This is a genomic window from Mesorhizobium album, assembly GCF_033977205.1.
In the GTDB taxonomy this organism is placed as follows: Bacteria; Pseudomonadota; Alphaproteobacteria; order Rhizobiales; family Rhizobiaceae; genus Mesorhizobium; species Mesorhizobium album.
Window position 1 is genome coordinate 83,371 of sequence record NZ_JAVIIW010000027.1, and the last position, 13,776, is coordinate 97,146.

The window sequence follows — 13,776 nt, forward strand, 5'->3', positions numbered from 1 at the left end:
TTCTCCTCTTGCCCCGATGATCAGCCGTACCTCGTTCCAGCCGGCTTGTCGGCGGCGTAGGGCTTGGTGGTGTAGCGGATCATGCGGCCCGCGGCCTCCTGCCGTTCGAGCCGGTAGCCGGGCTCTTCGGCAGGACGGTTGACGATGAAGGAGAGCTTCACCGATTCCCAGCCATGCGAGGAATCGAAGGCAACGACGCGGATATAGCGGTCGCCATAGACCTTGCGGCATGCGTTCAGCTCCATCATCAGTGCCGCCGCGTCGGGATTGTCGAACATCGGGTGACCCCACATCTCCCAATAGACGTTGCGCGGGTGCGGGTCGTCGGTGAACTCGAGGCTGACGGCCCATTTGTTGTCGATACAGTACTGCACCTGCGCGCGGATCTGGTCGTCGGTCAGGTCGGGCAGGAAGGAAAAGGCCCCTTGAGTGATACGCATGGCTGTTCTCCTTATTCGGCTGCCGTCGCCACCGGAACGAAGTCCGGTGTGTCGGTCGAGGCGTAGTTGAAAGTCACGTCCTTCCAGACATCGAGCGCCTGTCGCAGCGGCAGGCACGACCGGGCGGCATGCTCGAGGATCTCGGGCCCTTCGCGCAGGTAGTCGCGACCTTCGTTGCGGGCGAGGATCATGCATTCGAGCGCAACGCGATTGGCAGTCGCGCCGGCCGCGATGCCCATAGGATGGCCGATTGTGCCGCCGCCGAATTGCAGCACCACGTCTTCGCCGAGTAGGTCGATGAGCTGATGCATCTGCCCGGCATGAATGCCGCCGGACGCCACCGGCATCAGCTTGTTGAGCGATGCCCAGTGCTGGTCGAAGAAGATGCCGTTCTCCAGCTTAATCGGGTTGTAGTTCTCGCGGCAGACATCGTAGTAGCCCCTCGTCGTCGCCGGATCGCCTTCAAGCTTGCCGACAACGGTGCCGGCATGGATGTGGTCGACGCCGGCGAGCCGCATCCATTTGGCGATGACGCGGAACGAAACGCCGTGCGACTTCTGCCGCGTATAGGTGGAATGGCCGGCGCGATGCAGATGCAGGATCATGTCGTTCCTGCGCGCCCACTTGGCCATCGACTGGATCGCCGTGTAGCCGATCACGAGGTCGATCATGACGATGTTGGAGCCGAGTTCCTTGGCGAAGTCGGCCCGTTCGTACATGTCCTCCATGGTGGCGGCGGTGATGTTGAGATAGGTGCCCTTGATCTCGCCCGTGTCGGCCTGCGCCTTGTTGACCGCCTCCATGCAGTAGAGGAAGCGCTCGCGCCAATGCATGAAGGGCTGCGAGTTGATGTTCTCGTCGTCCTTGGTGAAGTCGAGCCCGCCCTTCAGCGCCTCGTAGACGACACGGCCGTAATTGCGGCCGGAAAGGCCGAGCTTCGGCTTGACGGTGGCGCCGAGCAGCGGGCGGCCGAACTTGTCGAGGCGCTCGCGCTCGACGACGATGCCGGTCGCCGGACCTTGGAAGGTCTTCACATAGGCGACGGGAAAACGCATGTCTTCCAGCCGCAGTGCCTTCAACGGCTTGAAACCGAAGACGTTGCCGATGATCGATGCCGAAAGATTGGCGATCGAACCCGGCTCGAACAGGTCGAGGTCATAGGCGATGTAGGCGAAATACTGTCCGGGCGCGTTCGGAACCGGGTCGACCCGATAAGCCTTGGCGCGGTATTTTTCGCTCGCCGTCAGCCGGTCGGTCCAGACCACCGTCCAGGTTGCGGTCGAGGATTCGCCGGCGACGGCCGCCGCGGCCTCTATCGGGTCGACGCCATCCTGAGGCGTGATCCTGAACACCGCGATTATGTCAGTGTCCTTAGGCTCGTAGTCGGGCTCCCAGTACCCCATCTTCTTGTATTCCATGACACCGGATCTGTAGCGGTCCTTGCCGGTCACGGTTTCGGATTTTTTGGGCATGGCGCTGGTCCTTTCCTCTTTTGGCGGACCGCCGCTCAGGCGGCTTTCGCGGTTGCGATTTGCGGGTCGAGCTTTCCCGCGGCGTAGCGTTTCGCCATCTCGTCCATGGCGATGACCTTGATCTTCGAGGCATTGCCCGCGGTGCCGAAGCGTTCGAAACGGTCGCGGCAAAGGTCGCGCAAAGCGTCCATGGCGGGCTTCAGGAATTTGCGCGGATCGAATTCGCGCGGGTCCTGCGTCGCGACGCGGCGGAACTGCCCAGCCATGGCCATGCGGCAGTCGGTGTCGATGTTGACCTTGCGAACGCCGTGGCGGATGCCGCGCTCGATCTCCTCGACCGGAACGCCGAAGGTCTGGGGCATCTCGCCGCCATACTCGTTGATGATGTCCTGCAGTTCCTGCGGCACCGAGGACGAACCGTGCATGACCAGATGCGTGTTCGGCAGCTTCTCGTGGATCGCCTCGATCACCTGCATGGCCAGGATGTCGCCGTCCGGCTTGCGCGTGAACTTGTAGGCGCCGTGCGAGGTGCCGCAGGCGATCGCCAGCGCATCGACGCGGGTGGCGGTCACGAAGTCGACCGCCTGATCGGGGTCGGTCAGGAGCTGGTCGTGCGACAGCGCGCCCTCTGCGCCGTGGCCGTCCTCGGCCTCGCCCTGGCCGGTTTCCAGCGAGCCGAGCACGCCGAGCTCGCCTTCGACGGAAGCGCCGACCCAATGCGCCATGCGCGCGACGCGTTCGGTGACGGCGACGTTGTAGTCGTATGTCGCCGGGGTCTTGGCGTCCGCCATCAACGATCCGTCCATCATCACCGAGGTGAAGCCGTGGCGGATCGCCGACAGGCAAGTGGCTTCATTGTTGCCGTGATCCTGATGGATGCACAGCGGAATGGCCGGATGCATCTCGATCAGCGCCTCCATCATCTTGGCCAGCATGATGTCGTTGGCGTAGGAGCGGGCGCCGCGCGAGGCCTGGATGATCACCGGCGCGTCGCAGGCCCTGGCCGCCTCCATGATGGCGAGGCCCTGTTCCATATTGTTGATGTTGAATGCCGGCACGCCGTAACCGTGCTCGGCGGCATGGTCGAGAAGCTGGCGAAGGGTGATGCGGGCCATTGTCGGTCCTCCTAGATGATGAGCCTCAACGCCGCTGCGGCGACGGCTTCGGGCGTGATGTCGAAATGACGGTAGAGGTCCGGGGCGGGAGCACTGGCGCCGAAGCCGGTCATGCCGACAAAAGCGCCCGTGTCGCCGATCCAACGGTCCCAGCCGAGACGGGCAGCAGCCTCCACGGCGACGCGCGGCGCGGAACCGAGGACGGACTTGCGGTAATCCCCGTCCTGTTCCTCGAACAGTTCCCAGCACGGCATCGAGACGACCGCGGCGGCGATGCCGTGTTCGCTTTCCAGCCGCTCGGCGGCGGCACCGGCGATCTCGACCTCCGAGCCGGTGGCGATCAGCGTCACGCCGCGGTGCGCGGAAGGCTCGCGCAGGACATAGCCGCCCCGGCTGGACCGGTTTTCGTCGCTGTGCGCCTGGCGCAGCATCGGCAGGTTCTGGCGCGATAGCACCAGCACGCTCGGCCGCGTCTCGCGCTTCAGCGCCAGCTCCCAGCACTCCGCCGTTTCGATGATGTCGGCCGGACGGAAGACGTTGAGGTTGGGTGTCGCCCGCAGCATCGCCAGGTGCTCGATCGGCTGGTGGGTCGGACCGTCCTCGCCGAGACCGATGGAATCATGCGTCATCACATAGACGACACGCTGGCTCATGAGCGCCGAGAGCCGCATCGCGCCGCGAGCATAGTCGGCGAAGCACAGAAAGGTGCCGCCATAAGGTACGAACCCGCCATGCAGCGCGATGCCGTTCATCGCGGCGGCCATGCCGTGCTCGCGGATGCCGTAGTGAATGTAGCGGCCCGCATAACCGCCCGGCACGATGCGCTCCATGCCTTTGGTGATCGTCAGGTTCGAATGCGTGAGGTCGGCGGAGCCGCCGACCGTCAGCTCGGTCGCGCCATTGATCGCGGCAAGCGCCATTTCGGAGGCCTTGCGCGTTGCGACCTTGGTCGCCTTCTCGGCATGCTCCGCGCGGAAGGCGCCAAGGGCCTCGAACACCGCATCGGGCAATTTGCCGCCGATCGCGCGCTCGAAGGCCTCCCGCCGCGGCGAGGCGGCAAGCCGCTGCTCCCAGGCGCGTCGCGCCGCCTGCCCGCGCTCGGCGATCTCGCGCCAGGCGGAAAGGATATCGTCCGGCACCTCGAACGGTGCGTAGGCCCAGCCGATGTTTTGCCGCGTCGCGGCAATCTCCGCATCGCCCAGCGGCGCCCCATGTGTCTTTTCCGAACCGCCCAGATTGGGCGCGCCCTTGCCGATCACCGTGCGGCAGGCGATCAGGGATGGCCGGTCCGACTGCCGTGCGGCCTCGATTGCCGCGGCGACGGCCTCCAGGTCGTGGCCGTCCACCGACTGGACAAGCCATCCAGCGGCTTTGAACCGGGCTGGCTGATCCATCGATGTCGACAGCGAGGTCGGTCCGTCGATGGAGATGGCGTTGTCGTCCCAGAGGACGATCAGGCGGCAGAGCTTCAGGTGACCCGCGAGGTCGATCGCCTCATGGCTAATGCCTTCCTGCAGGCAGCCATCGCCGGCGATCACGTAGGTGTAGTGGTCGACGAGATCGGCGCCGTGGCGGGCAGCAAGCATGCGTTCGGCCAACGCCATGCCGACGGCGGTCGAAATGCCTTGTCCGAGTGGGCCGGTGGTCGTCTCGATACCAAGCGCGTGGCCATGCTCGGGATGTCCGGCGGTACGGCTGCCCAGTTGACGGAACCGCTGCAATTCCTCGATCGGCATGTCTGCGTAGCCGAGGAGGTAATGCAGCGCATATTGCAGCATCGAGCCATGCCCGGCTGAAAGCACGAAGCGGTCGCGATCGGGCCAGTCCGGCGCTGTCGGGTCGATGTTGATGAAGCGGCTGAACAATACCGTCGCGACATCGGCCATGCCCATCGGCATGCCCGGATGTCCGGAGTTGGCCTTCTGCACGCTGTCCATGGCCAGCGCGCGGATAGCGTTCGCCATATCGCGCTCCGAGAGGGCGGCGGCGACGGACTTCAATGCTGCCAGGCTGGTCATAGCGTCCTCCTCACGACACACGTTTCTTGCGTTCGATCAATTGCAGGATGAGCGGCGTCAGGATCAGCTGCATGGCAAGGTCGAGCTTGTTGCCCGGCACCACTATGGAATTCGGCCGCGACATGAAGGAGTCGTGGATCATCGAAAGCAGGTAAGGGAAATCGATGCCGCGAGGATTGGCGAAGCGGATGACCAGCATCGATTCGTCGGGGGTCGGAATCCAGCGTGCGATGAACGGGTTGGACGTGTCGACGATCGGCACGCGCTGGAAGTTGATCGCGGTCTGCGAGAATTGCGGGACGATGAAGCGGACATAGTCCGGCATGCGGCGCAGGATCACGTCCATCACCGCCTCGGTGGAATAGCCGCGGGTTGCGCGGTCGCGATGGATCTTCTGGATCCATTCGAGATTTATGACCGGCACCACGCCGATCTTGAGGTCCGCATGCCTGGCCAGGTTGATCTTGTCGGTAACGACGCAGCCATGCAGGCCTTCGTAGAAGAGCAAGTCGCTCGGGGCGAATTCGCGCCATTCGGTGAAATTCCCCGGCGGTGTGCCGTAAAGCTTCTCCTCGTCCTCGTCATGGACGTAGGTGCGGGTCCTTCCGGTCCCCCGGCGGCCATATTCCTCGAACACCCCCTCGAGGATCTCGAGCTCGTTGGCCTCGGCATGGAAGTGGGTGAAGTTCGGGTTGCCGGCCTTCTCCTGCTCGGCGACCGCCACCTTCATCGCCGCGCGGTCGTAGCGATGAAAGGCGTCGCCTTCGATGAAGGCAGCCTCGATGTTCTCGCGCCGGAAGATCAGCTCGAAGATGCGCTTGACCGAGGTTGTGCCCGCGCCCGACGACCCGGTGATGGTGATGATGGGGTGCTTTGCCGACATGATGCTGCTCAGGCCCTGAAAAGTCCGCGGTTGCTGAACAGCGGTGCACGCTCGCCGATAGCGCTAGGTTCGGTGTGGTAGCGGGCTATCCGTGCGACTTCCCGCGCGGATCCGAAGACCACGGGGACACGCTGATGCAGGCACTCGGGTTCGATTTCGAGGATGCGGGAAATCGTATCGGTCGCGGCACCCGCCGCTTGTTCGACCAGATAAGCGATCGGATTGGCCTCGTAGACGAGCCGAAGCCGGCCTTGGCGGTAACCCCTGCGTTGGTCGCCGGGATACAGAAACACGCCGCCGCGCATCAATATGCGATAGCAGTCGGCGACAAGCGAGGCGATCCAGCGCATGTTGAAGTCCTTCTCCCGTGGGCCTTCCGTGCCTTCCAGGCAGTCGTCGACATAGAGCCGCACGGCCTCGTCCCAGTGGCGGTAGTTGGCGGCGTTGATGGCGAACTCCTGGGTCCGATCCGGGATGATCCGGCTTTCATAGGCCTGGACAAAGGTGCCCAGCCTGGTCGAGTGCACGAAGACGTGCGTGCCGCTGCCGAGCGACAGGACGAGCGCCAGCTGCGGCCCGTAGATGAAGAAGCCGGCGCCCAGCATGCTCACGCCTGCCTGCAAAAAAGAGGCGGCCGGATTGGCGTCCGGCGCGCCAGTTGCAGGGAGGAGCGAGAAAATCGTTCCGATCGACACGTTGGTGGCGATGTTGGAGGAGCCGTCGAGCGGGTCGATGGCGAGGGCGAGGGGAGCTTGCCTGTCGAGCAGGACCGGCTGCTCCAGCTCCTCGGAAGCATAGAGCGCGACCGGAGCGTGACGTATCGCGTCGAGGAAGATGTCGTCGGCGAAGATGTCGAGATCCCTCTGCACATCGCCGTCGGCATTGGTGCCGCGGGTTCCGGCAAAAGCGGTGCCGAGCACGCCTTGGTTGATGGCATTGCGGACCCTGGTGGCGGCCTGCGTGAGCTGACGGACGGTGGCCACGACCGCGGAGCGGCGTTCGTGAGGCGGGTCGCCGAGATAGGAGTTCAGAAAAGCGTCTAGCGTTGCCGCTGGCATCGTAACCTCCCAGTCCGGCCGTATACCTCGGAGGCCGGATGGGGAGATGAAAACAAACGATATGAGATAAGTAAAATTCAATAACTTTACTCAGGCAGTAAAAATAATTTAATATGCCTTATGAGAAACCTCACGCTCAAGCAGTTCAAGACCGTCCAGGCAATCGTCAGCCACGGGAAAATCGTCAGCGCGGCCAAAGTGTTAGGCCTTTCTCCTCCAGCGGTTACGATCCAGTTGCGACAGGTGGAGGAGGAGTTCCAACTGGCCTTGTTCGACCGGACGTCGGACGGCATGCGTCCCACCGCCGCAGGGCTGGCCTTCGTCGAGGCGGCGCAGGCTATCGAGGAGCGGCTTCGCCTGCTCGACGACGAGATGGACGCAATCAAGGGCGTGCGCACAGGCAGCCTGAGGCTCGGCGTCGTGTCCACCGCCAAATATTTCGCGCCACGGCTCATGGCCGGCTTCATGAAGGAGCATCCCGATATCGACATGCGGCTTGCCATCGGCAATCGCGCCGAAACGATCGACAGTCTGAAGAATCACGACATCGACATCGCGCTGATGGGCCGTCCGCCCAAGGAAGTTTCGGTGCGCGCTTCGGTCTTCGGCGATCATCCGTTGGTCATCATCGCACCGCCCGAACACCCGCTGGCGTCGGCACGCGACATTTCCAAGGAACGGATCGCCGAGGAGCATTTCCTCATTCGCGAGCCGGGCTCGGGCACGCGCATCTCGCTGGAGATATTCCTGAGCGACGTGCCCGGCCGGATCGACGATCTCGGCGTCGAGATGGGTTCGAACGAGACGATCAAGCAGGCGGTAATGGCAGGTCTCGGCATCGCCTTCATCTCCGCCCACACCATCGCCGCGGAAACGGAAGCCGGCCGGCTCGTTATTCTCGACGTGGTCGGCATGCCGATCCGCCGGCAATGGTTTTCGGTGATGCGCACCGATCACGTGATCTCGCCGGCTATGGCGACCTTCAACGATTTCCTGATGCGCAAGGGGGCAATGTACCTGCCTCTGTTCGGCAAGCTGTATCCGTACACCGGAGCGAATGAAGCTGCGCGGATGCAACAAATGGGAGCGCCAGGAAAGCGACCAGAGTGAAACACCCGACATACCGGCCGCAGAAATCATGCGAAAGAGGGCTAACAAGGGCGTGGAAAACGCACCGCCACCGATGGCGGTTGGTGGGCTCGCATGCTATGTTGCAGTGCGAAAGGGCAGGGGCACGCGCTCTCATACTCGCAAACAAGACGGATAGGCAGCCAACCCTGCAGACAAATCGCTATGCGTCCCGGGCATGGGGCTCGGGAATTCGAGGGGAAGGGGCAATGCTTTATACAATCGTGATGATGGTCTGCATGACGGCCGTGCCGCAGGCCTGCGAGCAACGCGAGGAAGTCGCGAACGGCCTGGCCATGAACCCCGGGGTGGCCTTCATGCAGGCGCAGCCACTGGTTGCCCATTGGCTGGAGACACATCCCGGCTATTTCGTGCAGCGTTGGCGCGTGCTGCCCGGCCGGGGAGCCTGACGGGCGCGTCTTCGAAGCTGGCTTAAATCTCTGTATTTACGCATGTCGTTCTCCCAAAACCGCTGCGCACTTTTGGGCGACATGCGCTATTTCTTCGCCGCAAGCGTTTCAGAGACGGTCTTGGACAGCTGATAAAGCCGCTGCTCGATTATCGTCGGCACATCGCAGACGTAAGTCAGCGATTGCGCGCGCTCGCTGAAGATCCGCGTGTCGAAATTCAGTTGATCGATCTGCCGCTCGACCTCGTCCTGATCCGCGTCGGGTTTTGCGCGCAAGGCATCGAGATCGGACGCTTCCTTGCGCAATTCGGCGGCTATTTCGAGCTGCCTGTGGGCGTAACGGGAAATGCCGGAAATCACGTGCGAACGCTCGGCGTCCATGTGGTCGAACATGCCCTGCACGAGCATCGCCATTTTCGGCGCAAGCTGCTCGGCCGGCAGGGAGGCCGCAAAATCCCTGATCTTCCTCTGCGCGTCGGCAATCGGCAGCTTGCGAGCCGCCACCTCCTCGACCAAAGCGGAGACGGAAGCGTCCTCCGACCAGTCCTTCGCCGCCGGCGGAAGTTCCGGACCGTTCCACACCTGGCGGAGCGAGAGTTGCGGCACCTTGCGCTGCATGCAGGGCCAGTCCGGATCGGTGTTCGCGGCCATGGCGCTGGCGTTCGGTACGAGCATGACAGCCGCGACCAGGCTGCGAACAAGGCTCATCCGTCCCATCAACCGTTTCCTCCCGTGCCCTGCTTGCGGGTTATCAGGCCGCGCGAAGGGTCATAAGCGATGATGGCGCCACCCAGAAACAGCAGCGTGCAGCCGGCGACGACACCCAGCGACACCCAATCGACCTGTCCGTAGAAGGCGAAGCGGATCAGTTCGACGGCATAGGTGAAGGGGTTGGCGAGGCAGAGCTTGTAAAGAAGCGGGCTCGCTTCCTGGATGCGCCACAAAGGGTAGAGCGCCGGAGAAGCGAAATAGCCGGGAAAGATGACGAAGTTCATGATGCCGGCGAAGTTTTCGAGCTGCTTGATCATCGAGGACAAAAGCATGCCGAGCGCGCACAGCATCATGCCCGACAGGAACAGGGCCGGCAGCACGAACAAATAACCGAGCGGCGGCGCCTTGACGCCCCAGAACCAGGCAACGATCAGGAACGCGTAGACCTGCGCGATCGATACGAAAACACCGGCGAGCATCTTCGACAGCAGCAGGTACCAGCGGGGAAACGGGCTGACCAGCAGGATGCGCATATTGCCCATCTCGCGGTCGTAGACCATCGACAGCGAAGACTGCATGCCCGAGAACAGCAGGATCATGCCGCACAAGCCTGGCGTGATGTAGACCTCGTAGAGCACGTAGGTCTTATAGGGCGGGATGATCGAAACGCCGAGCACCTGGCGGAATCCGGCGGCAAAAATGAACAGCCAGACCAGCGGTCGAACCAGCGATGAGATGAAACGTTCGCGCTGGTGCAGGAAGCGCAGGCATTCCCGTATGACGATCCCTTTGAGGCAGATGAGATAGTGGCGAAGGCCGAACGCGCCGGACTTCGCCGGCGTGACGGCAGCGACCTTTTCCGGCATTGCCGAAGCGCTCATGGCGAGATCTCCGCAATGCCTGTCGCTTCGCTGCGACTGAGCCTCGAAAAGGCGTCGCCGATCGAAGCGGCACCACTGGCCTTGACGACGTCGGCCACCTTGCCCTTGGCGACCAGGTCACCCTGCCGCAGCACGACGAGATGGTCGCCGTCATCAACCTCGTCGATCAGATGGGTGGCCCAAAGCACGCCGATGCCCTCGGTTTCGACCAGCTTGCGGATGGTGGCAAGAATGCCCGCGCGCGACTGGATGTCGAGACCGACCGTTGCCTCGTCGAGCAGCAGCAGGGAGGGGCGGTGGAGCAGCGCCCTGGCGATCTCGATGCGGCGCATCTGGCCGCCGGAAAGGCTGCGAGCCTTGTCATGCTGACGGCCCGGCATGTCGACCGTCTCGATCAGCGCCGCAATGCGCTGCCCGGCTTCGTGCCGGCCGATGCCGTGCAGCGAGGCGTGATAGGAGAGGTTCTGGTACACGCTCAGATCGAGGTCGAGCGTGCGTGCCTGGAACACGATGCCGACACGTCTGAGCGCCTCGCCGGAAGCTCGGCTTACGTCATGGCCGAAGATGCGGATCGATCCCCGGCGCGTGTCGTAAAGATGGCTGATCAGCGAGAACAGAGTTGTCTTGCCGGCGCCATTGAGACCGAGCAGGGCGGTGAAGGTCCCCGGCGCGATCGAAAACGAGACGTCGTTGAGCGCCCGCTTCGGACCATAGGAATGGCTGACGCCGGCGACGTCGAGCGCCGCCACCTCATCTTCCGCTTTCCTCGTCCTCGCGTGCTGCATGGGATAGCTCTCTTCGGATGCTTATCTAGCGCGCTCGCCGCCTTTGGCCTCGGTGGCAGGCTCAGTCTCCGGCTGCTTTCTATTGGGGCGATATGGCCACGCCCCAGGGCTGCTGGCCGACGGTGACCGACTGAACCGGTTCGTCGGTCGCCGTGTCGATGAAAGTGATGTCGTTGGAATTGCCGTTCGTGGTGATCAGGGTCTTGTGATCGGGGGTGAAGTCCAGATGCCAGACGCGTTGGCCGACGAGGATGTACTTTTCCACCTCGTAGCTCTCGGTGTTGATCACCGCGACATGGTTCGCCGGGCCGAGCGCGACATAGGCCTTCTTGCCGTCGGCGCTGATGGCGATGCCTACCGGCTGAATGGTTTCGGCGCGCAATCCCGGAATCGCGAACCTGATCTTCTTCACGACCTGGCGCTTGGCGTTATCGATGACGCTGACGGTGCCGCCGACCTCGGCGGTGACCCAGATCTGTGATCCGTCGGGCTTGAACGCAGCGAAGCGTGGGCGCGTGTCGACCAGCACATTGTCGGTTACCTCATGGCTCTCGGTGTCGATGAAATGCGCCATGCTGGTGGTCTCCGAGGTGTTGATCATGGTCTTGCCGTCCGGGCTGACGGCCATTCCTTCCGGTTCCACGCCAACCGGGATCTCGGTCCTGACTTCCTTGCTGTCGACCTCGATCGCGGTGACCAGATTGTCGTTTTCGTTGGCGACGTAGAGCGTCTTGCCGTCAGGCGAAAGCACGAACAATTCGGGATCGTCGCCGGAGGGCAGCGTGCCGACGACCTGCAGCGTCGCGGTGTCGATGATCTGGATCGTATTGTCGTCGCTGGCGCACAAATAGATGAACTTGCCGTCGTGCGAGATGGTGATGCCGCGCGGTCTCTGGCCGACGTCGACGGTCTTGACCACCTGCATGGTCGCCGTGTCGACGACGGTCATGGTATTGTCCTTCTCGTTGGAGACATAGGCCGTGTAGGCCGATGCCGGGCCGGCCATGATGCCGGTTGCGAGAATGGCGAGTACGCAAGCTCGTCTCTGCACGAATTCCTCCCGATTGGCGCTACTTGAGCACGCATTTCGTTTCCGGTTGATCGATGCCGAGGGTGTCGAGCTCGGAAACCTGGTGGAGATAGCCCTCCTGGGGAGATGTCGAAACGACCGATTTGGTGTCGCCAAGCAGGATCGGCTGGCGAAGCTGGAGGTTCCATTTGCGGAAGGTCAGCTTCTGCCCCTTGAAGGCGGCGACCGAGAAATCGTCCGAGCGGATGTAATCGCTGATCTTCTTCGGATCGTCGCCATTGGTGCGCGTGGTGGCTTCGCCGATTGCCCGCACCGCCGTCCAGGCCGACATGTCCTTGGACAGCATTCGCCGGCCTGTCGTCTTCAGGAAGCGGCTCTGCATCTGAATGCCGCCCCATTGCTCGCTCGCGGGATGCCATGACGATGCCACGAGACCGGCCGTGCCTGCGACCAGCCGCGATGTCCAGGTGCGGTAGGGCACATAGGTCCCGAACACCTCGCTTTCATCGGCCACAAGCAGCACGTCATGCTCCGGCAGGTCCTGCGTGAATACCGAAATCTGCTGCTGTATCTGCGTGGCCCCAGTATCGGTGCGGCGCGCCGTGCCGGTGTCCTTGAGTTCCTTCTCGGCGACGATCTGGCCGCCGAAGCGGGCTGCTGCGCGGCGCAACGCGTCCGCATAGAGGTGATCCTGCTCATGCGAACCGTAGATCAGCACCCAGTTCGGCCATTTCTTGACCATGAGATACTGCGCCAGCGCGTCGGCGAGCATGCTTCGCGTCGGCGCGATGTGGAAGACATTTATGCGGCAGTCCTCTTCGCGCAGGCTGTCGTCCGTGGCGCCGACGTTGAAGATCAGCACGCCCTTGTCGCGCGCGATGTCGGCGATCGACAGCAACTGCTTGGCCGAGAGATCCGCGACCACATAGCGGTCGCCCTTGGCGATCAGGTCGTCGAATGCCTGAACCGCGTCGGCTTCCGGCTTTATCTCGGTGACGTCGAGGTTGAATTTCTGATTGATGAACTTGCCCGTCGTATTGTTGTCGCCGATGGCGACATTGGCACCGGCGACACCTTCGTCGCGCGGCGGCGCATCGAGCAAGGAAAGCGTCAGTCGCGGCGCGTAGGCCCGTAAATAGCCTATCTTGATTTCGGTTGTCTTGCCTTGCGGCTTGATCGCGCCCGCCGGCTGCAAGGTCGGTTGCTGGGCCAACGCGCCAGCGGTCAGGGACAGAAAGCACAACAGGGCCGCCAAGGTGCCCGGCACCGCACTTGTCATTGACAACATTACCACTTCTTGCGCTTGCTCGATCGTTGCCGGACCAGCGCGAAGCCAAGGTGCCCCGCGGTGAGCTTAGTGAAGCCGCGGGATTTATCAACCGCGTGAGCAGAACGTCCTCGCTCTGCTTTAGTCCTATTCCCGCGGCAAGGAGGTAGCCGTCATGGGTCCAGGAAACTGTGCGGAAAGTCCCGAACTGAGCAGCGCGTCCATAACGCGGCTGCCTTGAGGCGGGTGAGGGTGGGGGACCTTTGGTAGAATAGACTTATGAGGTGGATCGTTCGATTATTGCGATCTCACGGCAACCCGGAAACGGACATTTTTGTTGCGAGGCAGGCGTCAAGCCCGCCAGAAATTCGTCGACTGCCTTGGGAGGAATGCCTCATGAAAACGCGAGCCGCAGTAGCCGTTGGTGCCGGAAAGCCGCTGGAGATCATGGAGGTGGACCTCGAAGGGCCGCGCGAGGGCGAGGTGCTGGTCGAGGTCAAGGCGACCGGCATCTGCCATACCGATGAGTTCACTTTGTCGGGCGCCGATCCGGAGGGCATCTTTCCGGCGATTCTGGGC

General features: G+C 62.8%; 13 protein-coding genes and 1 pseudogene. 3 read left to right on the plus strand and 11 right to left on the minus strand.

The features are described 5' to 3' along the window. Window positions 1–20: 20 nt before the first annotated feature. From RFN28_RS21990 to RFN28_RS22015, 6 genes are read right to left on the minus strand one after another with little or no spacing between them, the layout of a single operon-like run. Window positions 21–440, minus strand: coding sequence for a ribulose bisphosphate carboxylase small subunit (locus RFN28_RS21990; protein WP_320289320.1), 420 nt, complete (start codon window positions 438–440; stop codon window positions 21–23). An 11-nt stretch (window positions 441–451) separates the two neighbouring features. Further along, window positions 452–1,912 (minus strand): form I ribulose bisphosphate carboxylase large subunit, encoded by a 1,461-nt coding sequence (locus RFN28_RS21995; RefSeq protein WP_320289321.1) that lies wholly within the window; start codon window positions 1,910–1,912, stop codon window positions 452–454. Window positions 1,913–1,947: 35 nt separating this feature from the next. Further along, a complete protein-coding gene (fba, locus tag RFN28_RS22000; RefSeq protein ID WP_320289322.1) occupies window positions 1,948–3,027 on the minus strand; it encodes a class II fructose-bisphosphate aldolase in 1,080 nt (359 codons plus the stop codon). Between the two features lie 11 nt (window positions 3,028–3,038). Further along, window positions 3,039–5,045: a transketolase gene (tkt, locus tag RFN28_RS22005; RefSeq protein WP_320289323.1), complete on the minus strand. Its 2,007-nt coding sequence runs from the start codon at window positions 5,043–5,045 to the stop codon at window positions 3,039–3,041. 10 nt (window positions 5,046–5,055) lie between these two features. Continuing rightward, window positions 5,056–5,928 (minus strand): phosphoribulokinase, encoded by an 873-nt coding sequence (locus tag RFN28_RS22010; protein WP_040974189.1) that lies wholly within the window; start codon window positions 5,926–5,928, stop codon window positions 5,056–5,058. An 8-nt stretch (window positions 5,929–5,936) separates the two neighbouring features. Beyond that, window positions 5,937–6,986 (minus strand): class 1 fructose-bisphosphatase, encoded by a 1,050-nt coding sequence (locus RFN28_RS22015; RefSeq protein WP_320289324.1) that lies wholly within the window; start codon window positions 6,984–6,986, stop codon window positions 5,937–5,939. A gap of 120 nt (window positions 6,987–7,106) precedes the next feature. Here RFN28_RS22015 and RFN28_RS22020 point away from each other — a divergent pair, with 120 nt between their 5' ends. Next, entirely contained in the window at window positions 7,107–8,096 is a 990-nt protein-coding gene (locus RFN28_RS22020; RefSeq protein WP_320289325.1) for a LysR family transcriptional regulator, read from the plus strand. Between the two features lie 227 nt (window positions 8,097–8,323). Beyond that, window positions 8,324–8,524: a hypothetical protein gene (locus tag RFN28_RS22025; protein WP_320289326.1), complete on the plus strand. Its 201-nt coding sequence runs from the start codon at window positions 8,324–8,326 to the stop codon at window positions 8,522–8,524. An 86-nt stretch (window positions 8,525–8,610) separates the two neighbouring features. On the opposite strand, the gene RFN28_RS22030 is transcribed toward RFN28_RS22025, so the two are convergent. From RFN28_RS22030 to RFN28_RS22050, 5 genes are all read right to left on the minus strand, one after another. Beyond that, on the minus strand, window positions 8,611–9,240 hold the full coding sequence (locus RFN28_RS22030) for a hypothetical protein (protein ID WP_320289327.1): 630 nt from the start codon (window positions 9,238–9,240) through the stop codon (window positions 8,611–8,613). Continuing rightward, window positions 9,240–10,115, minus strand: coding sequence for a lanthanide ABC transporter permease protein PedC (locus RFN28_RS22035; protein ID WP_430678593.1), 876 nt, complete (start codon window positions 10,113–10,115; stop codon window positions 9,240–9,242). The genes RFN28_RS22030 and RFN28_RS22035 overlap by 1 nt, the downstream gene beginning before the upstream one ends. Continuing rightward, on the minus strand, window positions 10,112–10,900 hold the full coding sequence (locus RFN28_RS22040) for a lanthanide ABC transporter ATP-binding protein PedB/LutE (protein ID WP_320289328.1): 789 nt from the start codon (window positions 10,898–10,900) through the stop codon (window positions 10,112–10,114). Before RFN28_RS22040 ends, RFN28_RS22035 begins: the two co-directional genes overlap by 4 nt. 79 nt (window positions 10,901–10,979) lie before the next feature. Further along, the gene (locus RFN28_RS22045; protein WP_320289329.1) at window positions 10,980–11,951 is read right to left on the minus strand and encodes a PQQ-dependent catabolism-associated beta-propeller protein; all 972 of its coding nucleotides are present in this window, start codon (window positions 11,949–11,951) and stop codon (window positions 10,980–10,982) included. A gap of 19 nt (window positions 11,952–11,970) precedes the next feature. After that, window positions 11,971–13,209, minus strand: a complete 1,239-nt coding sequence (locus tag RFN28_RS22050) for a lanthanide ABC transporter ABC transporter substrate-binding protein PedA1 (protein ID WP_320289336.1) — start codon at window positions 13,207–13,209, stop codon at window positions 11,971–11,973. Window positions 13,210–13,593: 384 nt separating this feature from the next. Between RFN28_RS22050 and RFN28_RS22055 the strand changes: the two are divergent. After that, a pseudogene (locus RFN28_RS22055) lies at window positions 13,594–13,776 on the plus strand (alcohol dehydrogenase catalytic domain-containing protein); the annotation flags it as partial.

Excerpts from the sequence above, each read along its gene's own strand:
- RFN28_RS21990 (WP_320289320.1), bottom strand. The coding sequence starts at position 440 with ATGCGTATCACTCAAGGGGCCTTTTCCTTCCTGCCCGACCTGACCGAC.
- RFN28_RS21995 (WP_320289321.1), bottom strand. The coding sequence starts at position 1,912 with ATGCCCAAAAAATCCGAAACCGTGACCGGCAAGGACCGCTACAGATCC.
- fba (WP_320289322.1), bottom strand. The coding sequence starts at position 3,027 with ATGGCCCGCATCACCCTTCGCCAGCTTCTCGACCATGCCGCCGAGCAC.
- tkt (WP_320289323.1), bottom strand. The coding sequence starts at position 5,045 with ATGACCAGCCTGGCAGCATTGAAGTCCGTCGCCGCCGCCCTCTCGGAG.
- RFN28_RS22010 (WP_040974189.1), bottom strand. The coding sequence starts at position 5,928 with ATGTCGGCAAAGCACCCCATCATCACCATCACCGGGTCGTCGGGCGCG.
- RFN28_RS22015 (WP_320289324.1), bottom strand. The coding sequence starts at position 6,986 with ATGCCAGCGGCAACGCTAGACGCTTTTCTGAACTCCTATCTCGGCGAC.
- RFN28_RS22020 (WP_320289325.1), top strand. The coding sequence starts at position 7,107 with ATGAGAAACCTCACGCTCAAGCAGTTCAAGACCGTCCAGGCAATCGTC.
- RFN28_RS22025 (WP_320289326.1), top strand. The coding sequence starts at position 8,324 with ATGCTTTATACAATCGTGATGATGGTCTGCATGACGGCCGTGCCGCAG.
- RFN28_RS22030 (WP_320289327.1), bottom strand. The coding sequence starts at position 9,240 with ATGGGACGGATGAGCCTTGTTCGCAGCCTGGTCGCGGCTGTCATGCTC.
- RFN28_RS22035 (WP_430678593.1), bottom strand. The coding sequence starts at position 10,115 with ATGAGCGCTTCGGCAATGCCGGAAAAGGTCGCTGCCGTCACGCCGGCG.
- RFN28_RS22040 (WP_320289328.1), bottom strand. The coding sequence starts at position 10,900 with ATGCAGCACGCGAGGACGAGGAAAGCGGAAGATGAGGTGGCGGCGCTC.
- RFN28_RS22050 (WP_320289336.1), bottom strand. The coding sequence starts at position 13,209 with ATGACAAGTGCGGTGCCGGGCACCTTGGCGGCCCTGTTGTGCTTTCTG.